The organism is Aliihoeflea sp. PC F10.4, assembly GCF_054612275.1.
In genome coordinates this window covers 624,167-649,854 of sequence record NZ_JBTSWH010000001.1, presented here as the reverse complement: position 1 = coordinate 649,854, position 25,688 = coordinate 624,167, and the positions used below count along the sequence as shown (strand labels likewise).

Sequence of the window (25,688 nt, the reverse complement as noted above, 5' to 3'; positions counted from 1 at the left end):
CTGAAATCCAAGGGCGGATTGCTCTCAGCTATTCGTTTCCACCAGTTGCACGCCCGCTTCCCTGCAGATCGACCGGATCGCATCGCTTGGGCATCGGTCGGTGACGAAACTCGACACCTGCGAAAGATGCGCGATCCGCACCGGCGCGGAGCGTTCGAACTTGGTCGAGTCGGCGACGAGGATCACATGCCGGGCATTGGCGATAATGGCTTGCGCGACTTTCACTTCGCGGAAATCGAAATCCAGAAGCGCGCCATCCTCGTCGATCGCCGATGCGCCGATCACCGCGTAATCAGCCTTGAACTGCCTGAAAAAGTCGACCGCCGCCTCGCCGACGACGCCGCCATCCGATCCGCGCACGACACCACCTGCGATCACGACCTCGATGGATGGGCGCACGCGCATGCGGTTGGCGACGTTGATGTTGTTGGTGATGACCATCAATCCCTTGTGGTCGACCAGTGCTTCGGAGACGGCTTCCGTCGTCGTTCCGATATTGATGAAAAGCGATGCGTTGTCGGGTACGAGCGCGGCGGCGGCAAACCCGATCGCCTGTTTTTCGTCCGCCGCGATACGCCGGCGCGCCTCGTATTCCATGTTCTCGATGCCCGACGGCATCACCGCGCCGCCATGGATGCGCGCCAGAAGACGCTTGTCGCAAAGCTCGTTCAGATCCTTGCGGATCGTCTGAGGGGACACCTCGAACCGTTCGGCAAGCTCCTCGACGAGGACACGCCCCTGATCCTTGGCAAGTTGGACGATTTCGGCGTGGCGTGGCAGAAGAAACATGAATGGCCCGCTTTCGTTTTCCGTCCTTCTAGTGCAATTCGAAACCGAACGCAGCCGAAATTCGACTATCCCCGCGCAATCGCCTCGATCTCCTCGATCAGCGCGCGCTCGGTGGTGATGCCCTCGCGAGTCAGCTTATCACGCAGCGCGATCCGGCGGTGGCCTGGCACGCGCGCGCCTTCCGTTCCCGCGATCGCGTCCGCCATTTCGGCGAATCTGGCGGTCGCCTGCCCGCCGAATATTGCCGGATCAATCGCGATGATCGCCTGACCGCATCCGGGCGGATCGCCCTGATCGTCGAAAAGCGAGGTCTGCTCATAGGCGTAATTCGCGCCAGTCAGCCCGGCGCACATGAGTTCAACCATCAACGCCAGCGCCGTACCCTTCGCGTCGCCGAGCGGGATCATGGTTCCCGCCATGCCGGCGGCGGCATCGGTCGTCGGATTGCCTTCGGGGTCGAGCGCCCAGCCCTCGGGGATCGGCTCGTTCTTCTGCCGTGCCGCCATGATCTTGCCGCGCGCCACCTTGGAGAGCGATACGTCGACGACGATGGGAGGGCCGCCCTCGGTCGGGCACGCAAACGCAATCGGATCGGTTCCGAACAGCGGACGACGCCCGCCCCACGGAGCCATCGAGGCCGGTGCGTTGGCGAACATCAGCGCGGCAAGCCCACGCTCGGCCAGCGCCTCGACGGTGAGGCCCGCAACGCCCGCATGGTGCGAGCGGCGGATGCCGGCGATGGCGATGCCCTGTAGCGGTGCCATTTTTGAAAGCTCCGTTACAGCAAGATCGAGCGCCGGATAGGCGAATCCGAAATGACCGTCGACGGCGACCGCACCCGGCCGCACCCGCTCGACGGTCGCCTGTGCATGTCCCTTGACCTTGCCGGCCTTCGCCTGGGCGGAATAGGCTGGCACGCGGCGCAATCCATGACCGCCCTGCCCTGCAAGCTCGGCTCCGACAAGTGCCTTCGCAACGGCCCGTGCGTTGTCCAGCGCGGTATCGCAAGCCGTAAGCGCATCGACGATGAGACGGCTCGCCTCTTCCAGTGACAGGGTCAGATCGCTCATTCGATGTCGGCCTTTCGGTACGGTTCCCAAGCCGCATATCCGATTCGCTTGTGGCCGGCACATGGTGCCTTCGCATGTAAAAATGCCTTCGCGGGGTTGACCCCCACAATTGCCCCGCCATCCTTACGGCCACATTCATCCTTTCGGACCGGACACAAATCCAGACCATGCGACCGATCATCAGCGCCCTCTTCGCCTTCTTTCTGCTTTTCGCTCCAGCGGCCATCGCGCAGGAAGCGCCGCCCGAGACACCGGCGGCGGAACAGGGTGCCGGCGTCGACGAATTGATCCGGCTTCTGGAAAACGAGACGACCCGCAACGAACTGATCGAGCGCCTGCGCGCGGCCGAGCCTCAGGAGAGCCCCGAGGCCGAGGCGGAAACCGCCGAAGGCACGAGTGATCCGACGATCGCGCGCCAAATCGCCGAATATACGCGCGACATCGCCGAAGGCGCATCGGCGACGGTGAGCACCGTGGCAGGGCTCGCGACCGATATCGGCGACGCGTTCTCGGGCACGAACAATCGCGATTACGGCGAACTTGGACGTATCGTGACGAATGTCGCGATCCTCGCGGTGATTCTTTTCGCCAGCTATTTCCTTCTGCGGGCGATCTCGAACCGCGTTCAGGTCTTAATTTCCAATCGCGTTTCCGGACGTGGCTGGCTTGCACGCGCCGCGGGCATCATCGGTGCCGCCCTGATCGACATCGCGGCCGTCGCGGCGTCGTGGGCCGTCGGCTACATCGTCGCGCTCTATTTCCTGGCCGGCCCGGACGGGCGCATGGGCATCAACCAGACGTTGCTGCTCAACGCCTTCCTCGTCGTGGAGATGACCAAGGTGCTCCTGCGCGCTGTGTTCGAGCCGCATGGCCCGGCCCTGCGGCCGCTTCCCATGAATGATACGACGGCGGCCTACTGGTATTTCTGGTTCTCTCGCGCGATCGGCCTCGTCGGCTACACCTTCATGTTCTTCGCACCCGTGCTCGCCGAGCACGTCAGTGCTGGCGCGGCCGAGGGACTTCGCATCCTCGCCATGCTGACGGCCGTCGTCATCGGCATCCTGATCGTGCTGCAAAACAAGCATCCCGTCAGGGCAGCACTGTCGCATCGCGCCAGCAATGGACGGCAGGATGCCTTGTCGAAGTCTCTCGCTTTCCTGGGTGCGTACTGGCACCTGATCGCGATCGCCTATCTCATCGCGATCTTCGTCCTGTGGCTGGCGAACCCGCAAGAGGCGCTGCCGTTCATGCTGCGTGCGACGGTGCAGTCGATTGTCTCGATCATCGTCGGCGTGGTCGTGATCTCGTTCATCTCGCGCTTCGTCCATATCGGCATGCGCCTCCCGCCCGACATCAAGGAGCGCCTGCCGTTGCTTGAAACGCGGCTTCACGCCTTCGTTCCGCGCGTCATGCAGGTGGTGCGCACGGTCACGCTGATCGGTGTCGCGATCGCTATCGCACAAGCCTGGGGCTTGGTGGACTTCTTCGGCTGGGCCGCAAGCGAGACGGGCCAGCGCGTGACCGGATCGGTCCTGTCGGCCCTGATCATCGTGCTTGTTGGCTTCGCCCTTTATCTGGCGATGTCCTCATGGGTCGAATACAAACTCAACCCGAATTACGGCACCGTACCCACCCCGCGCGAAAAGACCCTTCTGTCGCTTTTCCGAAACGCGGTGACGGTCGCGCTGGCGATCTTCATCACCATGCTGGCGCTGGCTCAGATCGGCATCAACATCGCACCGCTTCTGGCTGGTGCCGGCGTGCTCGGCCTTGCCATCGGCTTCGGCGCACAAAAGTTCGTGCAGGACATCATCACCGGCATCTTCATCCAGCTTGAAAACATCATGAACGAGGGCGATGTCGTCGAAGCCGGTGGACGCTCGGGCGTGGTCGAGCGGCTGACGATCCGCTCCGTCTCGATCCGTTCGCTGGACGGCACGCTTCACCTCATTCCCTTCTCGTCGGTGGACATGGTGTCCAATTCGATGAAGGGCTTCGGCTTCCATGTGGCGGAGATCGGCGTCGCCTACGACAGCGACATCGGCGAGGTCAAAGCGGCGATGCAGGACGCATTCGAGAAGCTGATGGAAACCGACGCCAAGACCTCGATCATGGGGCCGCTCGAAATCCACGGCGTTACGCTCTTTGGCGATTCGGCAATCAATGTACGCGCGCGCATCAAGACGTTGCCGGGTTCGCAATGGGGCATCGGCCGCCAGTATAACGAATTCATCAAAGACGCCTTTGCCAAGCGCGGCATCGAAATCCCGTTCCCGCAGGTCACCTACCACGTCGGTGTCGACGGACAGGCGGACGCGCTCACAGCACGAAAGGCGCGCAAGAAGAGCAAGCGCGGTGGCCAGCAGAAGATCGAGCCGCCGACCGTTCAGAACCCGGAAGGAAATCTCGACGACGAGCCGGACGGTGCAGGAAGGGCGTAGACTGGCTTAGCAGCGCCTTGCTGGCTATAGGTCGCCAGTCATGTCGGCTTTTCAGGCAAACACTTGTTGCCGGCTGTCTGCAAACCCCAAATTTCGGTAGCATTTTCTAATGCGATCCTGCATTGCTCGAAACCTGTTCGGGCAAACGGGGTGCCATGCCGACTGCGAATCAAAGTTTCCTGAGGGCGACGGCTGCGCTCTTGCTGGTCGGCCTTGCAGCGCTGACGGTGATCGTCAGCATGTCGATCTGGCTGGTCGAACGCAACGAGACGGAATTCGAAAGTGTTCTCGCCGTACGTCTCGTTCGTGCGTCCACGATTGATCTTCGCACAGCATTGCAGGACGTCGAGACCAGTCAGCGCGGTTTTCTGCTGACCGGCGAAACGAATTATCTCGATCCCTATAATAATTCTCGCGACAACGTCGGACCGCTTTATTCCCGGTTGCAGGAACGCGCGCTGGAAATGCCTCAACTTGCGCCGCAGGTCGAACGGCTCGGCGAGATCGTTTCCGCCAAGATGGAGGAAATGGACAGCACGATCCAACTGGCGTTGCAAGGCGAGCAGGACGCGGCGATCGAGATCGTGCGCACCGATCGCGGCAAGGAATTGATGGACGAAGCGCGCGTGCTTTTCGCCGAACTGGTGGCAACCGCCGACGAGGCCTATGTCGTCGCGGCCGGCAGCCAGCGCTCCAGCGTCGACTGGCTCCGCTGGACGACAATTTTCGGAGCCTTCGTCATCTTCGCGGTCGTCGGCGGCGCAGTTTGGGTAGCCATCCGCTATACACGCGAGCTTTTGAAAGCACGGATCGAGGTGCAGGAACTTAACGCCGGCCTCGAAGCACGCATTGACGAGCGCACGCAGGACCTCGTGCGGGCTAATGAGGAAGTCCAGCGTTTCGCCTATATCGTGACGCACGATCTGCGCGCCCCGCTCGTCAACATCATGGGTTTCACAAGCGAACTCGATACCACAATGGAAACGATCCAGGCCTACGTGCTGGCAGATGGCGAGCCGCTCAGTGAACAGGAAATCAAAGACGCGCGTCTGGCCGCGTCCGAAGACCTGCCCGAAGCGATCGGCTTCATCCGTTCGTCCACCCGCAAGATGGACGCGCTGATAAACGCGATCCTCAAGATTTCGCGCGATGGCCGCCGTCCCTTGAAGCCGGAGCGCATCGACCTTGGCGAACTCATCGAGGCGAACGCCAACACCGTCCAGCATCAGGTGGCGGAAACGGACGGAAATATCAGCCTCGACGTGAAGACACCGCCGATCGTGTCCGATCGCCTCTCGCTGGAACAGATCGTCGGCAACCTTCTCGACAACGCGGTCAAGTACAGTGCAAAGGACCGGCCGATCGAGATCGCCGTCAAGGCGCAGCGCAGCGCCGGCCGCCAGATCGTGATCGACGTGAAGGACAACGGTCGCGGTATCGCGCCGCAGGATCACCAGCGGGTGTTCGACCTGTTTCGCCGTTCGGGCACACAGGACAAGGCCGGCGAAGGCATCGGCCTTGCCCATGTACGCACGCTGGTGCGTAATCTGGGCGGGGATATTACGCTGGAATCCGAATTTGGACAGGGAACGACCTTCCGGGTCACCTTGCCCGAGCGACTTCCGAATGTGGACAGGAGTACGGAAAATTGAGCAACGGGCATCCCGTAACCATCATCATGGTCGAGGACGATGAGGGCCATGCGCGCCTCATCGAAAAGAACATCCGCCGCGCCGGCGTCAACAACCAGATCGTCCCGTTCACGGACGGCACGTCTGCGCTGAACTATCTCTTCGGTGCCGATGGCTCCGGTTCCGACAGCGCAGGCCGTCAGTTCCTGATCCTGCTCGATCTGAACCTGCCCGACATGACCGGCGTGGATATCCTCGAAAAGGTCAAGAGCAATATCCACACCAAGCGCTCGCCGGTGGTCGTCCTGACAACGACGGACGACCAGACGGAAATCCAGCGCTGCTACGATCTGGGTGCCAATGTCTACATCACCAAGCCGGTCGACTATGACGGTTTCGCAAATGCGATCCGCCAGCTCGGCCTGTTCTTCTCGGTGATCCAGGTCCCGGAAACCGCCTGATAAGATGAGCGACCCCGTCCACGTCCTTTATATCGACGACGATCCGGCGCTCGCGCGTCTGGTCCAGAGGCGGCTTGGCCGCCGGGGCTTCGTCGTCGAGCATGCCGGCGACATCGCGCAAGGCCTCGCGCGCGTGGACGAAGCCCGTATCGACGTCGTCATCCTCGATCATTATCTGGCGTCCGGAACGGGGCTCGACGTTCTGATGGCCCTTAAGAAGCGCCCCGTCGCTCCGCCGGTCGTCTATGTGACCGGCTCGTCGGAAGCCACCGTGGCCGTCGATGCGCTGAAGGCCGGCGCGGCGGACTACGTGCTCAAGAGCATCGGCGACGAATTTTTCGCGCTTTTGTCGAGCGCCGTCGACCAGTCGCTCGAAAAAGCGCGCCTGCAACGTGAAAAACAGCGCGCCGAACAGGAAGTCCGTGACGCGCGCGATCGCGCTGAGCTTCTTCTGGCCGAGGTGAACCACCGTGTCGCCAACTCGCTCGCGCTGGTCGCGGCGCTGGTGCGCATGCAGATTTCGGCGATAGCCGAGCCGATGGCCAAGGACGCGCTTGCCGAAACACAAGCGCGAATCTCCGCGATCGCCGGCCTTCACCGCCGTCTCTATACATCCGACGACATCACCGCCGTCGATCTCAACGAATATATTTCGAGCCTCATCAGCGAACTCGATACATCGATGAAGGCGGCGGGCCACGCCTCGCGCATCCGCACCGAGCTTGAGCCGCTTTCGGTCCCTACCGACAAGGCGATCTCGATCGGCATGATCGTCACCGAACTCGTCACCAACGCCTATAAATATGCTTATCCCGGCAATGCCGATGGTGAGGTCCGCATCTACATTCGCCGGCAGGCGGACGGATCGGCAACGTTGTGCGTCGAGGACGACGGTGTCGGCTGGAATGGCGAAGGCAAGCCGAAGGGCACGGGGCTCGGCACGCGCATCGTTAAGGCGATGGCCTCCAGTCTCAACACCTCGATCGTTTACGGAAGCGGCGTCGGCGGAACGCGCCTGACGATGGGATTGCCGGTCGGCGATGCATTGGCCAACTAAGCCGTCAGGCCGGCAACTCATGCGATAGCCAGCGCAGGACCAGCATTTCCTCCTCGTCCAGCCCGTCGAGCGGTTTGCGAAATCGCTTGCGCGCTTCGGCCAGTTCCTCGACCAGCTTTCCCGCCGACCAGGAATCGACGACGCGCGGGTGAATGTAGCAACTGCGGCAGACCGCGCGCGTGTTGCCGAGCCGCGCCGCGACCTTGTCGATGAGTGAATTCAGAACCTTCGCGATCTCTCGCTTCGTTTGCGGCAATTCGACCGTGGCGAACAGCGCCGTTGCGCTCGTCGTGCCGCCCCATGTTCGAAAATGCTTCGATGAAAACTCTTCGCCGGTCGCATCGCGGATATAGGCGTTGACGTCCTGCGAATGCACCATGCGCCGCTCCCCGTCCTCGTCGCGATACTGGAAGAGGTGCTGGCCGGGCAGGTCGAGAATATCCTTCAGGATACGCGCCATACGCCGGTCTACCAGCTTCAGGTTCCACTCCTTGCCGGATTTACCCTTGAAGGCGAAACGCAGTTTGGCACCCTCGACCTCGACATGACGCGAGCGAAGCGTCGTCAACCCGAAGCTTTTGTTGTCGCGCGCATAGGCCGGATTGCCGACGCGGATCATGGTGTTGTCGAGAAGCCAGACGATCGATGCCAGAACCTTTTCGCGCGGCAGGCCGCGTCGGCGCAGATCGCTTTCCATCTGCGTGCGCAAGCGCGGAAGCGCGGATGCGAAATTGACGAGGCTTTGATATTTGGCCTCGTCGCGAAATTCGCTCCAGCGCGCATGATAGCGATATTGTTTGCGCCCTTTCTGGTCGCGGCCGGTCGCCTGGATGTGACCCAGAGGATCGGGCGAAATCCACACATCCGTCCATGCCGGCGGAATGACGAGCGCCTTGATGCGTGCGATTTCGTCCTTGGCCTTAAGCTTCGAACCGTCGGGCAGCGTGAAGCTGTATCCCTTTCCGGCCCGCTTGCGGCGGATACCCGGTTCGCCGTCGCTGACATAGGTGAGATCGTCGGGCCGTCGCTGTGCGAGCGGCTCGTCGTCGAGGGGGCTGGATGATGGTGTGGAAGTCTTGTCGAGCACGCAAACGCTCCTGGTACTGCCCGGCAAAATGCGCGCCGCTGTCAAAAGTTCCTCATGGTAATGACTTATAAGGGAACGGACCCTGATCGACGACGTTACGAGTTGGCCCGTCCAAAGGGCTTTGCAATCTTTCAGAACATGCAGGCTAGAATCATGGATCACCGAGACCGGCTCATCCTCGCTTTGTCCGCACTCGTGCGCGCAGAACGCGAGGTCAAAAGCGCTTGGGAAGATGCAATCGCGGCGAATGAAATTTCGCCGGCAATCATCGAGGCGGTCGGCAACGACCCACGCCGCCTCATCGATCAGGACGATATCGAACTGGCGGAAGCTTTCGTTGCGCCTTCGCGGATGGAAGCGCCGCGTCCCCGCGCCGCCTGATATATCCTGTCCCATTCGAAACCGAGTTCTGGCCCGGCGATACCGCCGGGCTTTTTGCATCCCGGCCTTGGTCCATCGCCTCCCGATCGGCTATCACGAAAGGAACAGAGGAGACCGGCCAAGATGACATCCGAACTGATCCGCAAATCCGCCTGCGAAATCGTGGATGGACTTCAAGCCAAAAAGCTGACGCCTCATCAGTTGCTCGACGCGCTCGAAGAGCGAATCGGCGTGGTCGAACCTGCGGTGAACGCCCTGCCGACGCTCGCCTTCGATCGCGCGAGAAAAAACGCCGATGCGTTGATGAAACGCTCGCCGAGCGAGCGCGGCATCCTCGCCGGGCTTCCGGTCGCCATCAAGGATTTGACCGAAGTCGAGGGCGTGCGCACGACTCATGGCTCACGCATCTTCGAAAATCATGTCCCGGACCGCTCGGACATCATGGTCTCGCATATCGAGGCCGAAGGCGGCATCGTCTATGCCAAGACCGCAACCCCTGAATTCGGAGCCGGTGCCAACACGTTCAACGACGTCTTCGGCGCAACGCTCAATCCGTGGAACACCGCGCGTTCGGCCGCCGGCTCGTCGGGCGGTTCGGCTGTGGCGCTCGCCACCGGCATGGCGTGGCTGGCGCAGGGTTCGGACCTCGGCGGCTCGCTGCGCAATCCGGCCAGCTTTTGCGGCATCGTCGGCCTGCGCCCCTCGCCCGGCCGCGTCGCTGCCGATCCGGGCAATCTCGTCGACGACATCCTGTCGGTCGAAGGACCGATGGCCCGCACCGTCGAGGATGTCGCGCTGTTCCTCGATGCGATGAGCGGCGAGCACCCGGCCAATCCCGTATCGCTTCCGCGAGACGGAACGACCTATCGCGCAGCCGCGCAAAGCCGTGCCCTGCCCGCTCGCGTCGCTTTCAGCGCCGATCTCGGCATCACGCCCGTAGACCCGGAGGTCGCGGATATCTGCCGCGCCGCCGCCTATCGTTTCACCGAACTCGGTGTCAAGGTGACGGATGCCCACCCCGACCTTTCGGGTGCGCATGAAACGTTCCAGACGCTGCGCGCGGTCAGCTTCGCCACCGGACATGCAAGCAAGCTGGACACCCATCGCGATCTTTTAAAGCCGGAAGTGATCTGGAACATCGAGAAGGGACTGGCTCTCACCGTCGGCGACGTTGCCAAGGCCGAAACGCACCGCGCCCGTATCATCACCCGCGCGCTTGCCTTCTTCGACGATTACGATCTGCTTTTGACGCCGGCCACCATCGTCTCGCCCTTCCCGGTCGAAAACCGCTACGTCACCGAATGCGCCGGCAAGACGTTCGAGACCTATATCGACTGGCTCGCGATCGCCTATGCGATCACGCTCACCACGGCTCCGGCCCTGTCGCTGCCATGCGGGTTCACCCGCGAAGGGCTGCCGGTCGGCCTTCAGATCGTCGCGCGACCTCGCGGCGAGGCCAAGCTGCTTGCCGCCGCTGCCGCGCTGGAACGCCAACTTGATCTTGGCACGGTTAATCCGATCGACCCGCGTGCGGGAAGCTGATCAGCTTTCCGCTTTCATCGTAGCTGCGATCTTCATCAGCTTTTCACGATCCGTACCATGCTCATCGACCAGTTCGGCGGCTTGGTTCGGGGATAGATCGGTTTGTTCGACGAGATGCCGGATAGCGGCCTCACGCGCATCATCGGGGCTCATCCACCCATGTGAGTCGGTTTCACTCATCGCTTCATCCTCGCTTCATTCGATTATGAAGCGCGCGACGACGATGCTTGTTCCACTGCGACCGAGCGTTTATCCACGCGCAGGACCGAGCGTAATCATCGCCACCGCGACGATTGCCAGCAGCAGCCCTGCAGCCTGAACGCCTGAAACGCGCTCACCGAAAAAGGCGAGTGCGACGAGGTTCACAGCGACGAGTTGCACGACCGCCGACAGGCTGAGCGCGACACCCATGCCGACATCGCGGATCAGACGCAGCATGATCAAATTGCCGACCGTGTAGAGCACCAGCGTCAGAGCCAGCCAGGCGAAATTGTTGGTGGAAATGGTCCAGGCTTTCGCCGCGCTCGCCGCACTGACGAATATCAGGGTCGAGGCGGCAAGCAACGCGGTGCTCAGCGGCGACATGGTATGGATAGGTCCTGCAAAAGAGAAGGGACCGGCCTCGCCGATCCCTCCATAATCTCCGCCAAACCGCAGATTTTGTCACGAGAATTCTTTGCCGTCTCAACAGGCTTGAACGCCTGTCAGCCGAGCACCTCGCGCACGGCGTCAGCCGTCTTCGAGACAACCTCGTCGGCTTCGGCTTTCGTCAGGCAAAGCGGCGGCGCAAAACCGAGAATGTCGCCTTGCGGCATGGCGCGGCCGATCACCCCGCGCTTCAACAGTGCGGCGGCGACTGCCGGTCCGATCTTTTTCGCCGGATCGAAGAAGGAGCGCGTGTCGCGATCTTCCACGAATTCGATGGCGCACAACATCCCCTCGCCGCGCACATCGCCGACATGCGCATGATCGCCGAGCGCGGCTTTCATCTCTTCGTTGAGATAGCTGCCCGTCTCGCCCGCATTTGCGACGAGCCCCAGTTCGTCGATGAGCTTCAAATTGGCGACGCCCGCCGCCGCGCCGATCGGGTGGGCCGAATAGGTCCAGCCATGGCCGATCGGTCCATTTTCGTCGGTGCCTTGTTCGAGCACTTTCCAGACCTTGTCCGATACGATCGAGCCGGAAAGCGGCGCGTAGGCAGATGTCAGCCCCTTGGCGATGGTGATGAGGTCGGCCTCGATCCCGTAATGATCCGAGCCGAACATGGTGCCGAGCCGCCCGAATCCGGTGACGACCTCGTCCGCGATCAGGAGAATGTCGTGCTTCTTCAGCACGTTCTGGATCGCCTGCCAGTAGCCGGCCGGCGGCGGTACGATGCCGCCCGTGCCGAGCGCCGGCTCTCCGATGAAGGCCGCGATCGTGTCCGCGCCTTCACGCGCGATCAGGCTTTCGAGATCGTCGACGCAATGGGCCACGAAATCCGCCTCGCTCATGGAAAGGTCCGGCCGGCGGAAATAGACCGGCGCTTCCGTGTGCAGCACGCGATCCAGCGGCAGGTCGAACTTGTCGTGGAAAAGCTTCAGCCCTGTCAGCGAGCCGGTGACGAGACCCGAACCGTGATAACCGCGCCAGCGCGAGATGATCTTCTTCTTTTCCGGCCGTCCGAGGATGTTGTTGTAGTACCAGACGAGCTTGACGTTGGTTTCGTTCGCATCCGAGCCGCCAAGGCCGAAATAAACCTTCGACATGTTCTTCGGCGCGCGCTCCAGCACCATTTTCGCCAGCGTGATCGAGGCTTCGGTGCCGTGGCCGACATAGGCGTGATAATAGGCGAGTTCCTTCGCCTGTTCCGCTATGGCCTCAGCGATTTCCGCACGCCCGTAGCCGACATTGACGCAATAAAGCCCCGCGAACGCGTCGAGCAGTCGGTTGCCGTCGCGATCCTCGATATGCACGCCCTTGCCGCCGGTGACGATGCGGTTCGGCGATTCGCCGCGCGCGTGCTGCGCCAGATGCGTCGAGGGGTGGAAGAAATGCGCGCGGTCCCACTGGTCGAGCGTATCGTTCTTGAGCATCGGCTTTCTCCTTGCATTCGCTTTGCCCGGTTATGGACCACCGGCAGGGGCCAGGAAAACCCTTGTGCCAACGATCCGTCACGACAGGTCGCAACTGTCGCTTTTCATCGCGGCTTATGTTCGGCTAGCCTCGCATCGTCATTTCCTCATTGCGAGTCTTGCGATGCCTGCGATCGACCTGCCCTTCTCCCGCCCCGAATATGAGCGCCGCCTCGCCAAGGTCCGCAGGGCGATGACCGAGAAAGATATCGATGTCCTCTTCGTCGAGGACCCCTCGAATATGGGCTGGATCACCGGCTATGACGGCTGGTCCTTCTACGTTCATCAGGGCGTGATCGTCTTTCACGACCGCGACCCCGTGTGGTGGGGCCGCAATCAGGACGGCAACGGCGCGCTGCGCACGGTGTGGATGGATGCGCAAAACGTCCAGCCCTATGAGGAGCGGCATGTGCAGTCGACCGTCAGCCACCCGATGGAAGATCTCGCCGCCCTCGTCTCCCGCGAAGGCTATGCCGGCAAACGCATCGGCGTCGAACTCGAGAACTATTATTTCTCCGCCAAGGCCTATCTGACGCTGACGAAGGAGCTGCCGAACGCCACCTTCGTCGATGCGACGGCGCTGGTGAATTGGCAGCGCACGGTCAAATCCGACGAGGAAATCACCTTCATGCGCCGCGCGGCGCGCATCGCGGAAAAGGTGGTGGACGGCATTGCCGAGCGTATGGCCCCTGGCATGAAAAAGAACGCTCTGGTCGCCGAAATCTACCGCGACGCCATTCGCGGGGCGGACGGCCATTGGGGCGACTACGCCGCCATTGTCCCGCTCCTGCCCTCCGGCACCGACGCGGCAGCGCCGCATCTTTCATGGGACGGACGCGAGTTCAGTCAGGGCGAAGCGACCTTCTTCGAGATCGCCGGGTGCTACCGGCGCTACCACACGCCGTTTTGCCGAACGGTCTTTCTCGGCAAACCGCCGCAATATCTTCTCGACGCCGAAAAGGCGCTGGTCGACGGGCTGGAAGCCGGCCTCGAAGCGGCGCGTCCCGGGAATCGCGCCTGCGACGTCGCCAACGCGCTCCACGACTCGCTGCGCAAGGCCGGCATCGAGCGTTCGGCACGCTGCGGTTATCCGATCGGCATTTCCTATCCGCCGGACTGGGGCGAGCGCACCATCTCCTTCCGAAAGGAAGACGAAACCGTGCTGGAAGCCGGCATGACCTTCCATTTCATGCCGGGCTTGTGGATGGATGATTGGGGCCTCGAAATCACCGAAAGCATCCTGATCCGCGAAACCGGCGCGGCCGAATGCTTCTGCGACCGCCCGCGCAAGCTGATCGTCAAGGACTGACGCGGGTGGGAGAGCTTGCCCGCACGCGCGAGATTCTGGCTGATCTTGTCTCGTTCCCGACCGTCTCGACGGACAGCAATCTGCAACTGATCGCCTATGCGGGCGATCTTCTGTCCTCGGCCGGCGCGCGATTGTCCGTTTCGCTCGACCCGTCGGGTAGCAAGGCCAATCTCTTCGCCACGATCGGCCCCGAAGGCGATGGCGGCATCGTGCTTTCGGGCCATACCGATGTCGTGCCGGTCGAAGGTCAGGACTGGACGACCGATCCCTTCATGCTCACCGAGCGCGGGGAAAAGCTTTACGGACGCGGCACCTGCGACATGAAGGGCTTCATCGCCGCAAGCCTTGCCATGGCTCCGTTCTTTGCCGAAACGGACCTGAAACGTCCCCTCCATTTCGCCTTCACCTATGACGAGGAAATCGGCTGCATGGGCGCGCGTGCGCTCGTGGACGAGTTGAGGAAAGCGGGCGTCAAACCAGCCGTCGCCATCGTCGGCGAACCGACCATGATGGGCGTCATCGAAGGGCATAAGGGCTGCTTCGAATATACGACAGAATTCACCGGCCTCGAAGGCCACGGCTCTCAGCCGGACAAGGGCGTCAACGCCATCGAATATGCCGTGCGCTATATCGCACGGTTGATGGAGCTCGGCGAAGAGTTGAAGACCCGAGCGCCGGAAGATAGCCGCTTCACGCCGCCATGGACGACCGTTCAGGTGGGCAGGATGTGGGGCGGAAACGCGCGCAACACCATCCCCGGCCAGTGCTCGGTCGAGTGGGAGATGCGCCCCGTGCATCTCGATGATTCCGATCATGTGAAGCGCGAATTGTCCGCCTATATCGATGGTGTTCTCAGGCCCGCGATGCGCAAAATTTCTGCGCAGGCTGACATCGTCACGACAACGATCGGCGAGGTCGAGGGCCTGCTTCCCGTTTCCGAATCAGAAGCCCGCGATATCGTCTTTGAACTGACGGGCGAAAGGCGGGCCGAACTCGTCGCTTTCGGCACCGAGGCGGGGTTGTTTCAGTCGATGGGCATGTCGGCCGTCATCTGCGGACCCGGCTCGATCGCGCAGGCGCACAAGCCCGACGAGTTCGTTACCCTCGATCAACTTGGCGATTGCCTCGCGATGCTCGAAAAACTTCGGATAAAGATGGCAGCTTGAGCACGGAAATTAACGCTTGTTTATTGATGGCGATCATAGATAACCATCGGCGATCCTAGGCAAAGTGCATTCCTTCGACATGACCGGCGAATTCGCGTTCAAACTGCTGAACCCCGCGATCTTTCTGGTCCTGGCCATCACATTCCTTGCGATCTGGCGCAGACATCGTACTCACCATCATCTGCTGCTTCTTACTTGCGCTTTCGCCCTCAGCGGTATCGGGTTTGCCGCCAACGATTTTCTTCACGAATATGAAGGCCCTGCCCTTCGTGTCTTCGTAAACGGCATTTTCCTCGTCGCCGTAGTTTGCGCCTTAATCAGCGCTCTCATCCGCGCGCGCATCCCCATTCCCGTGGCGATGTTAGCCGCGTTGGCCACGGCCGGAACCACCGCATTTTCATGGTTCCTTTTCGTGGAGCCGTCGACCGAGGCGCGCATCTATGTGGTCAACGCAACCTTCGCCGCGCTCTCGCTCCTGACCGGCGTTGCCCTGATGCGCGCAAAGCCGCAATCGAAGATCGACTGGCTGTTCATCGGCCTTGCCGGGTTCATCTTTGCCCTTTCGCTCGCGCGGCCGATCGCGACCTGGATGGACCGTCTCGATATCAACGACGGCGGTTCGATCGGCGCCTCGGTCTACTGGGCGACGTTTCAGGCGCTGACGCCCTTGCTTGCCCTGACGATCGCGTTGTCTTTTCTGGCTGCCTTCGTCGTCCAGATAGTCACCGAACTGCGCAATCAGGCCGAGCGCGACTACCTGACCGGCCTTCTCAATCGTCGCGGGTTCGAGCATCGGGCGACCGAATCGATCGATGCGATCGATGCGATCGAAGGGACCATGTGGCAACCGGCGGTGATGATCGTCGACATCGACAACTTCAAGCGGATCAACGATACGTTCGGCCATGGCGTCGGCGACCGGGTCGTCGCATCGGTTGGCCGGGCACTGTCCGCACAGGCCGGTGCAGACGTCGTCGGGCGCATCGGCGGCGAGGAATTCGCGCTGTTCTACAACCGGGCACGCCGCGCCGAACTTAACACCTGCGCTGAAGCCGTTCGCCGCGAAATCGGCCGGCTGCGGATCACCGATCTACCCGCCTCCTATCCGTTGACCGTCAGCATCGGCATCCATCCGCGTCACCAGTTGCAAACCCTGCGCGAAATGATGGCGCAGGCCGACAAGGCGCTCTATGCCGCCAAGGCTGCGGGCAAGGATCAGGCAATGATGAGCCCGCTGTCTCTTCAGACCGTATCGGATGAGCGCAATTCGGCAGCGAGTTGAAACGGTGCAACTGCGCTTGCAAACCCTCAGATCGCCTTGACATCGATCCTGTTCCGTTTAGCTTCGCCGTCAGCTTCTGAAACAGACCGTTGATGCGCCGTGTGCGCTCATGCCGAACGGCATTTGACGGTTGAATTCATGGATCGCGGCGGGGGAATGCCCTGCCACGCTTCCGTCCGGGTTCAGGCGCGGCCCCGCTTCATCATCCTGGAGGATACGACATGCATCGCCTGATCGGCGGCGCGGTCGCGGCAGTCGGCGTTTTGCTCGGCTCCGTCGCGGCATCCAGCGCCCAGAATACCCCGACGCTCTATTTTTCCGCCATTCCCGACGACGACGAAACGCGCCTCATGGAGCGGTTCGGCAATGTCGCCGCCTATCTGTCCGAGGAACTCGGCGTCCCGGTGCAGTATGTGCCGGTGAAGAACTATGCGGCGTCCGTAACGGCGTTTCGCAACGACCAGATCCAGCTTGGTTGGTTCGGTGGGTTGTCGGGCGTCCAGGCGCGGCTTGCCGTGCCCGGCTCGCAGGTTCTCGCCCAAGGCGACGAGGACATGAGCTTCATTTCCTACTTCATCGCCCATGAAAGCACGGGCCTTGAGCGGTCCGACGATTTCCCGGTTGGGGCCGAGGGCATGAGCTTCACCTTCGGCGCGCAGACCTCGACGTCCGGCCGTCTGTTTCCCGAGTTTTATATCCGCGAGGAAACGGGCGAAGCGCCGGAGGATTTCTTCTCGCAGGTCGGCTTTTCGGGCGATCATGGCCAGACTCTTCGCCTCGTCTCGACCGGCGCATTCCAGATCGGCGCGCTAAACTACACCGTCTACGACACGGCGGTCGCCGAGGGCGCACCCGAAGCCGAGACGGCGCATGTAATCTGGCAGACGCCGCCCTACCCGGATTACAACTGGACGATCAGGGGCGATGCCGATGAGCGCTTTGGCGAAGGCTTCACCGAGCGCGTAAAGGCCGCATTGATCGGCATGGACGATCCCGACCTGCTCGCCTCGTTCCCGCGCGCGGCCTTCGTCGAGGCATCGAACGAAGATTACGCGCCGATCGAGGAAACCGGACGCGCACTCGGCATTCTCGACTGACGGGACGCGCAAATGCTGAAATTCGACGGCGAGGCGCTGGCCTACGGCACGACGACCGTTCTTTCGGATGTGGATTTCGCGCTGCATCCGGGGGAACGCGTCGTGCTGCTCGGCCGCAGCGGCGCGGGCAAGAGCACGTTGCTCAACGCGGCCTACAAGCGCCTTGCCGCAAGCTTGCCGGAAATCGCGCTGGTGCCGCAGGAACATGGCCTCGTTCCGCAATTGTCGGTCTTTCACAACGTCTATATGGGAAGGCTCGACGCGCACGGCGCTATCTACAACCTTGCCAATCTCGCTTGGCCGTTTCCCTCCCAAAGGCGCAGCGTTGCGGCTGCGCTGGAGACCGTCGGTCTGACCGGCTTCGACCGCAAGCCGGTCGAGAGCCTGTCGGGCGGGCAAAAGCAGCGCACCGCGCTCGCCCGCGCCATTCATCGCGGCGGTAGCATTCTCGTCGGCGACGAACCCGTCTCTGCCGTCGACGAGCGACAGGCGGTGCGCCTCATCGACGAACTCGGTCGACGGTTCGAGACCATCCTTCTTGCGCTGCACGACGTCGACCTCGCGCGCCGCGTTGCGACGCGCCTCGTCGGCATTCGCGGCGGGCGCATCCATTTCGATCGGCCGACAGCCGATATTTCCGACGGCGACATTCATGACCTCTATCGCGCCTGAGCGCAGGCGGGTGCCGCGCCTCGGCCGCATCGGAACGGCAGCCGCCTTCGTCGCTCTTGCCGTCGCTCTTTTGCCTGTCGCCGATTTCCGCACGGCCGGTCACGACCCATGGGCGGAGCTTGGCCGCATGGGCGCGGGGCTGCTCGCGCCGGATTTTTCCTCGCTCGGCACGCTGTCCTACGCTGCGGCCCTCACGGTCGCTTTCGCGATCTGCGGCGTTACGGCGGGTGCGGCGGCCGGTTTTCTGCTGGCACCGCTCTATCGCTTCCCGCCCGTCCGTCTGTTCTGCATCGCCATACGCTCGATCCATGAACTCTTCTGGGCGATCCTTCTTCTTCAGGTGACCGGCCTGTCAGCGACGACGGGCATATTGGCGATTTCGATTCCCTATGCCGGCATCTTCGCCAAGGTCTTCTCCGAATATCTTGACGAAGCCGATCCGCGCCCGGCCGCCGCCATGCCGCCGCGTGCCGATTTCGTCTCGGTCCACTTCTTCGCGCGGCTGCCGCTCGCCGCACGCGAGTTTCAGGTCTACCTGCTCTACCGGCTGGAATGCGGCCTGCGCTCCAGCGCCGTGCTCGGCTTCGTCGGCCTGCCCACGCTCGGCTTCGAACTCGACACCTTCTTCAAGCAAGGCATGTATGGCGCGGTCGCAGCCGTGCTCATCATCTATTACGTGCTGATCGCGACGATGCGCCTTTGGATGCGATGGCCGCTCGCACCGATCTATCTCGTCGCCTCGATCGGGTTCATGGCCACGCTGGCGACGCCGCCGATGGCACAGGGTGCGTTGATCCGCTTCTTGACGAGCGACATCGTGCCTGCGCCCCTGCGAAACGGCGATCTTGTGGAAGCCGAGACGTGGTCGCGTTTTTACGACTGGCTCCACACGCTCCTCATCGATCAGGCGCTACCGGGCCTCACCGCCACGATGATCGTGGCGCAACTGGCGCTGGTGGTCGCGGGCCTCGTCGCGCTCATCGGCTTTCCGCTGCTGGTGCGCCCGGTGGTCGGCCGGTTCGGTTCGGCGCTCGGCCATGTTGGGTTGGTGATCGGCCGCTCGACGCCAGAATACATGCTCGCCTATATCGCGCTTCAGATATTCGGCCCGTCCATGCTGCCGGCAGTGATCGCGCTTGGACTGCACAACGGCGCCATCATCGCCCATCTGCTCGGACGCCAGTCCTCGCATGTCCACGAGAATCTGCGCCCCGACGCGCCGAGGGGGGCGGTACTCTACGGGTTCGAGCTTCTGCCCCGCATCTACGGATCGTTCCTGGCGCTGTGCCTTTATCGCTGGGAGATCATCGTCCGCGAATCCGCGATCGTCGGCCTTCTCGGCATCGCGACGCTCGGCTTTTACGTCGATCGTGCAATTCAGGAAATCCGCATCGATCGGGCGGTCGTTCTCTTGCTGGTCACCATGCTTGCGACCGTCGCCATCGACTACATTTCAAGAAAGCTGCGCGAGGCGATCGGGATCGAATCGCTTATCGCGAGAAAGGATCAGGTTCCGACACTCGCAAGCCGTCCCTTAAGCGACTGATTTTAAGAAGAGGTGCGGGTGTTAAACGCAAAAAAGGCCCGCCACCTTTCGGCGACGGGCCTTGAGTACCGTACAATCAAAAAAGATTATTCGGCGAGACCGGCTGCCTGACAGTCGGCAAGCGTGATCGCTTCGACATTGACGTCGCCGTCGGAAACGGTGCCGGTCGGTGCATCTTCAGCGGCCGGGTTGTCGGTCGCGACGTCGCCGTCATCCATGGGCTGTTCGGCCATTGCACCTGCGCCATCGGCTGCCAGCATCTCGCAATGTGCGGTCACGGCAGCCATGTCGGCTTCGGTGACTTCCTGATCACCGACCATCGTCTGGGCGAATGCGGCAGTGCCGAGCGAAAGCGAGGCGACCATAGCGAGAGCGGAAATTGACTTGATAGACATAAAATCCTCCGTTTGCGATAAAGGGGAACGTCCCTTCCTGAAAACCAAACGGACGCGCAATAATTTGGTTTCGGGTTAAATTTTTTATGATCGACGGAACTTAATGGCGGCTGGCTTTAGCCGGAAAGACCAATGCGAAAAATCGGACGCATTCTTCTTTATGTGACCATCGCCATCATTGCCCTACCGTTCATTTACGTCGTCGGCATCTACGCCATAGTGCTGGGCGGCTATGCGCTTGTCGCCTTGGGAGCGCTGATCGTCATGCCGTTCACCGATTTTCATATGTCGCCCGACGATATCGGCGCATATGCGGTATTGGCGGCTATGACGCTTGGAACACTCGCCGTTTGCGCTGGCGGTCTGTACCTGATCTGGTACGGCCTACGGCACTTCTTCGCGTCATTTCGCAACCGGTAAAAGGCAAGTATGAGACGTTCAACCCGCATCTTTTTGCTCACCGTCTTCCTGATAGTAATGCTGGCGGGTGGCGCTGGCTATTTGCTGACGTTGGGCAATTCCGACGAGTTCAACAGACGCGTTCTGACAGTGTTCGGCGGTGCGATCGGCGCAGTCGGCGGCGCATTCCTGTTCCTTGCAGTGTTTCTGCGATTGAAGGGACGGTAGCAATGCCGCCAAACCCAACACGCTGGGAAACGTTCAAGGGCGAGATGCTATGGTTGCTTCGTTGGTATCGGGTGCATCTCGTCGTCGCCGGACTTGCTCTGGTCACGACTGTGCTTTTCTCTTTGTGGAGCGCATATGACAGTACAACCGGTGCGGGTGGCTGACGACGACGACGAAAAATGAGACGATGGTGGGCCCGGAGGCAACGGGATAGTGTTGAAATAGTTGAGGAATTTCCTATTTTTCTAACCCGACGCCAACATAAACGCCAACGTGATTTCCTCCTTCCTTTCGCGCCATCCATACACTCACCATGTTGATTTGAACCGATCTATGTCAACGTCGGTAAAAGATTCTCATGTGGATTATGACTTTGACCCCACTAGTCAAAATCCGCGCTGTTCTGGGTAAAGAAATTCCTGGCGACGGCACGGTCTACAACTCGCAGTCACCTGACTCCCCTACGATTGGGGAATGCATCTACTGTGGCGGTCGAAAGGGATTGAGCGATGAGCATACGATCCCATACGCGCTGTTTGGCATAGCGAAGCTGAAAAAGGCGTCATGCGCTGAATGTTCGGCAAAGACGCAGAAGGTCGAACAACGACTGCTGCGTAACACGTTTGGCCAGGTCAGAGAGTATCTGCAATTTCCATCGCGTAAGGCTCGACGGAGCAATCGGTGGTCAGGAACTCGGCCGGTTACCGACAAGCGATCTGGATCGGTGGAACGACAGCCGCTCGCAGAGGGGGTTGTCGCCCTGTATCTTCTGTTTCCCGACTATTGGCCGAGGGCCTTATCTGCCGAGCCGGCTGATGAGCGACATGGAAAGAGGTCTGCTGCATTCATCCATTTAAATGATTCAGGGAAGCCTCTGCCCGATCACTATGAGGAAGGCTGGATCAAATTTAACTCGTCCGACATCGAGCGCTGCATTGCAAAGATAGCCCTGTGCGAAGCTATCAGGGTTGTCGACCAAAGCATAAGGGACCCGGTGCTCTCGCGGTTCATCCTGGATGGAGATGGCGATAGTTCAGATTTTTTGGGAGCGCTGGCGAAGCACGACATCACTGACAAGATGCACCACGTCTTCTTTCAGAAACTGACAAAAGGAGGGAGCGATGCTGTCGGGCTGCTGACCACCGTCGAACTGTTTGGCTTCCTCCCTTCACCATCATACAAGGTCGTGATCCGCCCCAGTGAACAGGTCAGTCATTCACATTCTCACTTCCACCCGAAATTAGCACGGTGAGTGGAATCAGGACATACGGGCTTGTCGGTGACCAGCGCTTAATATCTGTATTCATTATATAAACTTGGATATCTTAGTCGTGCAGCCCGGATATGATAATCGCTTGGCTCGATCGCGGTGCGAGAACTGACACAAGCATAGCGTCATCTTCAAGTGATAGACTGGACGCTCCCTTTGCTACCATAAGCTGCGCAACTCGCGAAATAACGGCACGATCGAAGCCAAAACGATGGAGTAACTGCATCGCGCGAACGGTCAACGCCCTCGCCTCAGTGTAGCGGAAAACCCGTCCTTTTACCTCGCTAGGCGGTAGCGGGTGACGCTGTACAAAGGTTGCGAACTTCCTTATCGAAGGGTGCTCGACGTGCGTCCTCAACGCAATCCATCTCAGCGAACCGCTTGATCAATCAGTCAGAGTGTAAGTTACCATTTGTATTCTCCAAAATTGAAAAGACAAATCTAACTGACAGAAAGAATCCATTCAACCTAAAGTTGAATTGAGTTGGAGAAAATTGGCTGAGTTTTGACAAGGACACGAACCCGCAACCGTGGACGAGGTGCCGATGGTGTATACTCTACGTGCCGAAAGAACAGATTATCATCTTAAGTCATTGAAGTATAATGACTTATTTCGCCGAGCATATGTTAATAAACGCGGTTCCGTAGGTGCCCGGTTAGCGCTTTCCCGCAATTAGCGTTGGCACACAGGCTCGGCAAACGCCAACAAACGAGTAAAATACTCGATTTTTTGCGACCTAAGTCATTGATTTTATTGACAAAAATATAGACTGGTGGGCCCGGAGGGACTCGAACCCCCAACCAAGCGGTTATGAGCCGCCGGCTCTAACCATTGAGCTACAGGCCCCACGCGGCCCCGATTAGAGGTTTTCGATCGGCCATACAAGCGCAACCGCGCCCCAATGCGCCCATAATCCATCCTTACCGCTTTTTTCTCTATCAGCTATTTCGGAGATACCGCCTCATGCGCAATCTGATCCTCTCGACAGCCGTTCTTGCCCTCGCTCTGCCTGCCGCTGCAAAGGCGCAGGACAACAACCGCCCGTTTCCGCAGATCGTCGTCACCGGCAAGGGCGAAGCGGCCGTCGCGCCTGACATGGCGATCGTCAACCTCGCGGTCATGCGCGAGGCCGAGACCGCACGCGAGGCGCTCGACCAGAACAACCAGGCGATGAGCGACGTGATCGCCGCCATGCGGGAAGCCGGCATCGAGAATCGCGATCTCCAGACGGCGGGTCTGTCGATCAACCCGCGTTACGTCTACCCCAACGACAATAATGACGAGAGCGCGCCACGCATCGTCGCCTATGAGGTCACGAACAATCTGACCGTGCGCGTGCGCGACATCGACCGGGTGGGTGAGGTTCTTGACCAGTCCGTGACGCTCGGCGTCAATCAGGGCGGTTCGGTCGCCTTCGTCAATGACGATCCATCCGAGGCGACGACCGAAGCGCGCAGGAACGCGGTGGAAGACGCCATGGGCCGCGCCCGCACGCTGGCCGAGACGGCCGGTGTCGAACTTGGCGACGTGATCCAGATTTCAGAGCGCAGCGCGCCGCCGCCCATGCCGTACCCGCAGCCGCAGATGATGCGTATGGCGGCCGAAGCATCTGCCGATGCGGTGCCGGTCGAGGCAGGCGAAAACAACTACGTCATCCATGTCGACGTGACCTTTGCCATCGGCGGCGCTGCCAACGGAAACGGCACGCCGGAATAACGAAAAAGGCGCCGGACCAAAAAGTCCGGCGCCTTTTTAAACGCTCCGGGTCCAGCTTAGCGGATGACGGGGCAGTGCGGAGCGCGGGCGAAGACGATTGCCGTCCGGCCGTCACGCCAGGAACGGCCGGCAACGCGGATCACGTTGCGATTGGCATTGACGACGCGGGCGTTGCGCAGACCCATGCGCTGGGCTTTGTTGACTGCCTGACCGGGCGTGCAGACGACGGGGCCGCGCCGATCCCAACGATCGCCGCGTTGTCCACCGCCCCACTGGACGGTGACGGTCGCGTTCGCGTTTTGAAGCAAAGTGGAACTGGCCTGCGCCTGCGCTGGAATTGCGGCGATCGTGCCAAGGCCGATCAGAGCGGACAGGACGGCGGTTTTGGCGAATTTCAACATGGGATCTTTCCTCGTAGCGGGTGCTTGTGAGGAGAAAATGCGGCCGGCTGGCTGAACGGGTTTGGAACCGGCCGTTCAGGCGCGGTTCATCACGCGGACGACAACGCTTTCATCCAATATTCCATCGGCTTGTCCGTCTCGGTTGTCTCGCCGACATCGCGCCAGGAAAAATGCGTGACGAGACCGTCGATCCGCTCATAGCCGCGATTTTTCCAGAAGGCGTCGAGCGGCGCATAATCGACCGGGCGCATGGGATGATCCGCCGGGCGCACAACGGCGGAAAAGACGCATTTGCCGAAACCGGCTTCGCGCGCGGCGCGTTCGCGCTCCGCGAAGAAGCGCACGCCGATCCCCTGCCCGCGATAATTCGCCTGCAGGATCGATTCCCCGAAATAGAAGAAATCGTCCACATCGAGACCCCGCTCGGCAAAGGGTGCGGCGAATTCCTCACGATGCTGGGCGAGCGGCGTCGCGGTGGCCGCTCCTACGAGAAATTCGCCGTCGAACGCACCGATGACGACCGCGCCCGCAGCGGTGACATAAGTCGCCAGATAGTTCCGCTCATAGGCTACGTCCCCTTCATAAAGGTAGGGAAACGAGCGGAACACCTCGATGCGCAATGCCGCTAGGTCGTCGAAGCGCGCTTCGATTTCCTCACGGCGCATCCGGCGAACGTCGATCACCGGCTCAGCCCTTCGAAACGGCCGCGATCCAGTTTTTCAGATTGTAGTAGGTTGTCACGCGCGAGATGCGCCCGCCATCGATTTCGAACAGGATCGAACCGGGAACCGAATAACGCTGGCCGTTGGCTTCCGGCAGGCCTTCGGCGGTCGCCAGATATTCGCCATGCACGGTGAATTCTGCGGCCGCGCGGCTGCCGGTTTCGTTGGTCATGATGACGACGTCGCCAAGCTGTTCCTTGTAGTGCTTGTCCATCATGCCGAGGAACCACTTGAACTTTTCCTTGCCGATCTCGCGCCCGCCCTCGTTGATGTCGTGGGCGACGTCCTCGTCGAGGCAATCCAGCATTCCCTGGCTGTCGCCATTGTTGAAGGCGTCGATATAGCGCTCGATCAGAACTTTGGTTTCGGTCTGGCTCATTTCGGATGGTCCTCGTGAATGGGTCGGACGGATGGTTAGGATGTCGTGGCGAAGAGTGGCAAGGGGCAAACCGCCTATGGTTCTTCGTCCAGCATGTGATCGAAATAGTCGTCGACGCTTTTCATGTCGGTTTCGAGCGCCGTCACACGCCCGCGCATGGAGATGCCGGCTTCATGCACGGTTTCGTGCGATCCCGAAACGAGGTGATGCCACCATTTCAAATCCTCGCCTTCGGCCACCAGCCGATAGGCGCAGGTCGAAGGCAGCCATGGCAGCGTGCGCACCTTTTCCGGAGTAAGCTTCACGCAGTCGGGAACCTTGGCGAGACGGCCCTCATAGTCGGAACATCGGCAGGTGCCGGCGTCGAACAGGCGGCAGCCGATACTGGTCCAGTAGATGTCGCCCGTGTCTTCCTCTTCCAGCTTCGACAGGCAGCATTTGCCGCAGCCGTCGCAAAGGGATTCCCACTCCTGGCGGGTCATCTTCTCGAGCGGCGTCGTTTTCCAGAAGGGTTGATGCATGGGGCGCATGT

Annotated in this window: 27 protein-coding genes and 1 tRNA gene; 16 read left to right on the top strand and 12 right to left on the bottom strand. The window is 60.9% G+C overall.

The window, feature by feature from the left end; translation table 11 throughout:
* Positions 1 to 24: 24 nt before the first annotated feature.
* Together ACX82Z_RS03170 and ACX82Z_RS03165 are read right to left on the bottom strand one after the other, a co-directional pair.
* On the bottom strand, positions 25 to 789 hold the full coding sequence (locus ACX82Z_RS03170; RefSeq protein WP_459586698.1) for a DeoR/GlpR family DNA-binding transcription regulator: 765 nt from the start codon (positions 787 to 789) through the stop codon (positions 25 to 27).
* Positions 790 to 854: 65 nt separating this feature from the next.
* Positions 855 to 1,859 carry an Ldh family oxidoreductase gene (locus tag ACX82Z_RS03165; protein ID WP_459586697.1) on the bottom strand — a complete coding sequence of 335 codons (1,005 nt, stop codon included), beginning with the start codon at positions 1,857 to 1,859 and terminating at the stop codon, positions 855 to 857.
* A 167-nt stretch (positions 1,860 to 2,026) separates the two neighbouring features.
* Here ACX82Z_RS03165 and ACX82Z_RS03160 point away from each other — a divergent pair, with 167 nt between their 5' ends.
* From ACX82Z_RS03160 to ACX82Z_RS03145, 4 genes are all read left to right on the top strand, one after another.
* Complete coding sequence (locus ACX82Z_RS03160) at positions 2,027 to 4,300, top strand: mechanosensitive ion channel domain-containing protein (protein ID WP_459586696.1); 2,274 nt, start codon at positions 2,027 to 2,029, stop codon at positions 4,298 to 4,300.
* A 155-nt stretch (positions 4,301 to 4,455) separates the two neighbouring features.
* The gene (locus ACX82Z_RS03155; protein ID WP_459586695.1) at positions 4,456 to 5,952 is read left to right on the top strand and encodes a sensor histidine kinase; all 1,497 of its coding nucleotides are present in this window, start codon (positions 4,456 to 4,458) and stop codon (positions 5,950 to 5,952) included.
* Positions 5,953 to 5,978: 26 nt separating this feature from the next.
* Positions 5,979 to 6,392, top strand: a complete 414-nt coding sequence (locus tag ACX82Z_RS03150; protein ID WP_459911601.1) for a response regulator — start codon at positions 5,979 to 5,981, stop codon at positions 6,390 to 6,392.
* Positions 6,393 to 6,396: 4 nt separating this feature from the next.
* Positions 6,397 to 7,449 (top strand): sensor histidine kinase, encoded by a 1,053-nt coding sequence (locus ACX82Z_RS03145; protein WP_459586694.1) that lies wholly within the window; start codon positions 6,397 to 6,399, stop codon positions 7,447 to 7,449.
* Between the two features lie 4 nt (positions 7,450 to 7,453).
* On the opposite strand, the gene ACX82Z_RS03140 is transcribed toward ACX82Z_RS03145, so the two are convergent.
* Entirely contained in the window at positions 7,454 to 8,536 is a 1,083-nt protein-coding gene (locus ACX82Z_RS03140) for a DNA topoisomerase IB (protein WP_459586693.1), read from the bottom strand.
* 153 nt (positions 8,537 to 8,689) lie between these two features.
* Between ACX82Z_RS03140 and ACX82Z_RS03135 the strand changes: the two genes are divergently transcribed.
* On the top strand, positions 8,690 to 8,917 hold the full coding sequence (locus ACX82Z_RS03135; protein ID WP_459586692.1) for a hypothetical protein: 228 nt from the start codon (positions 8,690 to 8,692) through the stop codon (positions 8,915 to 8,917).
* A 123-nt stretch (positions 8,918 to 9,040) separates the two neighbouring features.
* Positions 9,041 to 10,459, top strand: a complete 1,419-nt coding sequence (locus tag ACX82Z_RS03130; protein WP_459586691.1) for an amidase — start codon at positions 9,041 to 9,043, stop codon at positions 10,457 to 10,459.
* Here the strand turns inward: ACX82Z_RS03130 and ACX82Z_RS03125 are convergent, their stop codons facing one another.
* The 3 genes from ACX82Z_RS03125 to ACX82Z_RS03115 form a co-directional block, all read right to left on the bottom strand.
* Positions 10,460 to 10,639: a hypothetical protein gene (locus ACX82Z_RS03125; RefSeq protein ID WP_459586690.1), complete on the bottom strand. Its 180-nt coding sequence runs from the start codon at positions 10,637 to 10,639 to the stop codon at positions 10,460 to 10,462.
* 69 nt (positions 10,640 to 10,708) lie between these two features.
* Positions 10,709 to 11,044 (bottom strand): hypothetical protein, encoded by a 336-nt coding sequence (locus ACX82Z_RS03120; protein ID WP_459586689.1) that lies wholly within the window; start codon positions 11,042 to 11,044, stop codon positions 10,709 to 10,711.
* Between the two features lie 119 nt (positions 11,045 to 11,163).
* Entirely contained in the window at positions 11,164 to 12,534 is a 1,371-nt protein-coding gene (locus ACX82Z_RS03115; RefSeq protein ID WP_459586688.1) for an aminotransferase, read from the bottom strand.
* Between the two features lie 163 nt (positions 12,535 to 12,697).
* On the opposite strand from ACX82Z_RS03115, the gene ACX82Z_RS03110 reads away from it, so the two are divergent.
* The 6 genes from ACX82Z_RS03110 to ACX82Z_RS03085 all read left to right on the top strand — a co-directional run bounded on the left by ACX82Z_RS03110 (position 12,698) and on the right by ACX82Z_RS03085 (position 19,645).
* Positions 12,698 to 13,882: a M24 family metallopeptidase gene (locus ACX82Z_RS03110; RefSeq protein ID WP_459586687.1), complete on the top strand. Its 1,185-nt coding sequence runs from the start codon at positions 12,698 to 12,700 to the stop codon at positions 13,880 to 13,882.
* Entirely contained in the window at positions 13,840 to 15,048 is a 1,209-nt protein-coding gene (argE, locus tag ACX82Z_RS03105; protein ID WP_459586686.1) for an acetylornithine deacetylase, read from the top strand. Before ACX82Z_RS03110 ends, argE begins: the two co-directional genes overlap by 43 nt.
* 79 nt (positions 15,049 to 15,127) lie before the next feature.
* On the top strand, positions 15,128 to 16,330 hold the full coding sequence (locus ACX82Z_RS03100; RefSeq protein WP_459586685.1) for a GGDEF domain-containing protein: 1,203 nt from the start codon (positions 15,128 to 15,130) through the stop codon (positions 16,328 to 16,330).
* Positions 16,331 to 16,551: 221 nt separating this feature from the next.
* On the top strand, positions 16,552 to 17,427 hold the full coding sequence (locus tag ACX82Z_RS03095; protein ID WP_459586684.1) for a putative selenate ABC transporter substrate-binding protein: 876 nt from the start codon (positions 16,552 to 16,554) through the stop codon (positions 17,425 to 17,427).
* Between the two features lie 12 nt (positions 17,428 to 17,439).
* Entirely contained in the window at positions 17,440 to 18,099 is a 660-nt protein-coding gene (locus ACX82Z_RS03090; RefSeq protein WP_459586683.1) for an ATP-binding cassette domain-containing protein, read from the top strand.
* The gene (locus ACX82Z_RS03085) at positions 18,080 to 19,645 is read left to right on the top strand and encodes a PhnE/PtxC family ABC transporter permease (protein WP_459586682.1); all 1,566 of its coding nucleotides are present in this window, start codon (positions 18,080 to 18,082) and stop codon (positions 19,643 to 19,645) included. The genes ACX82Z_RS03090 and ACX82Z_RS03085 overlap by 20 nt, the downstream gene beginning before the upstream one ends.
* A gap of 86 nt (positions 19,646 to 19,731) precedes the next feature.
* Here the strand turns inward: ACX82Z_RS03085 and ACX82Z_RS03080 are convergent, their stop codons facing one another.
* On the bottom strand, positions 19,732 to 20,040 hold the full coding sequence (locus ACX82Z_RS03080) for a hypothetical protein (RefSeq protein WP_459586681.1): 309 nt from the start codon (positions 20,038 to 20,040) through the stop codon (positions 19,732 to 19,734).
* 132 nt (positions 20,041 to 20,172) lie between these two features.
* On the opposite strand from ACX82Z_RS03080, the gene ACX82Z_RS03075 reads away from it, so the two are divergent.
* The 3 genes from ACX82Z_RS03075 (at position 20,173) to ACX82Z_RS03065 (ending at position 21,919) form a co-directional block, all read left to right on the top strand.
* The gene (locus ACX82Z_RS03075; RefSeq protein WP_459586680.1) at positions 20,173 to 20,460 is read left to right on the top strand and encodes a hypothetical protein; all 288 of its coding nucleotides are present in this window, start codon (positions 20,173 to 20,175) and stop codon (positions 20,458 to 20,460) included.
* 9 nt (positions 20,461 to 20,469) lie between these two features.
* Positions 20,470 to 20,667 carry a hypothetical protein gene (locus ACX82Z_RS03070; protein ID WP_459586679.1) on the top strand — a complete coding sequence of 66 codons (198 nt, stop codon included), beginning with the start codon at positions 20,470 to 20,472 and terminating at the stop codon, positions 20,665 to 20,667.
* Positions 20,668 to 21,025: 358 nt separating this feature from the next.
* Entirely contained in the window at positions 21,026 to 21,919 is an 894-nt protein-coding gene (locus ACX82Z_RS03065) for a hypothetical protein (RefSeq protein ID WP_459586678.1), read from the top strand.
* A gap of 789 nt (positions 21,920 to 22,708) precedes the next feature.
* On the opposite strand, the gene ACX82Z_RS03060 is transcribed toward ACX82Z_RS03065, so the two are convergent.
* Positions 22,709 to 22,784: transfer RNA gene (locus tag ACX82Z_RS03060), tRNA-Ile, on the bottom strand.
* Between the two features lie 117 nt (positions 22,785 to 22,901).
* On the opposite strand from ACX82Z_RS03060, the gene ACX82Z_RS03055 reads away from it, so the two are divergent.
* Positions 22,902 to 23,654: an SIMPL domain-containing protein gene (locus tag ACX82Z_RS03055; protein ID WP_459586677.1), complete on the top strand. Its 753-nt coding sequence runs from the start codon at positions 22,902 to 22,904 to the stop codon at positions 23,652 to 23,654.
* A 56-nt stretch (positions 23,655 to 23,710) separates the two neighbouring features.
* Here the strand turns inward: ACX82Z_RS03055 and ACX82Z_RS03050 are convergent, their stop codons facing one another.
* From ACX82Z_RS03050 to ACX82Z_RS03035, 4 genes are all read right to left on the bottom strand, one after another.
* A complete protein-coding gene (locus tag ACX82Z_RS03050; protein WP_459586676.1) occupies positions 23,711 to 24,055 on the bottom strand; it encodes a hypothetical protein in 345 nt (114 codons plus the stop codon).
* Positions 24,056 to 24,144: 89 nt separating this feature from the next.
* Positions 24,145 to 24,738, bottom strand: coding sequence for a GNAT family N-acetyltransferase (locus ACX82Z_RS03045; RefSeq protein WP_459586675.1), 594 nt, complete (start codon positions 24,736 to 24,738; stop codon positions 24,145 to 24,147).
* Positions 24,739 to 24,742: 4 nt separating this feature from the next.
* Positions 24,743 to 25,156, bottom strand: coding sequence for a ketosteroid isomerase-related protein (locus tag ACX82Z_RS03040; protein ID WP_459586674.1), 414 nt, complete (start codon positions 25,154 to 25,156; stop codon positions 24,743 to 24,745).
* A 74-nt stretch (positions 25,157 to 25,230) separates the two neighbouring features.
* Complete coding sequence (locus ACX82Z_RS03035; RefSeq protein ID WP_459586673.1) at positions 25,231 to 25,677, bottom strand: YcgN family cysteine cluster protein; 447 nt, start codon at positions 25,675 to 25,677, stop codon at positions 25,231 to 25,233.
* Positions 25,678 to 25,688: the final 11 nt, after the last annotated feature.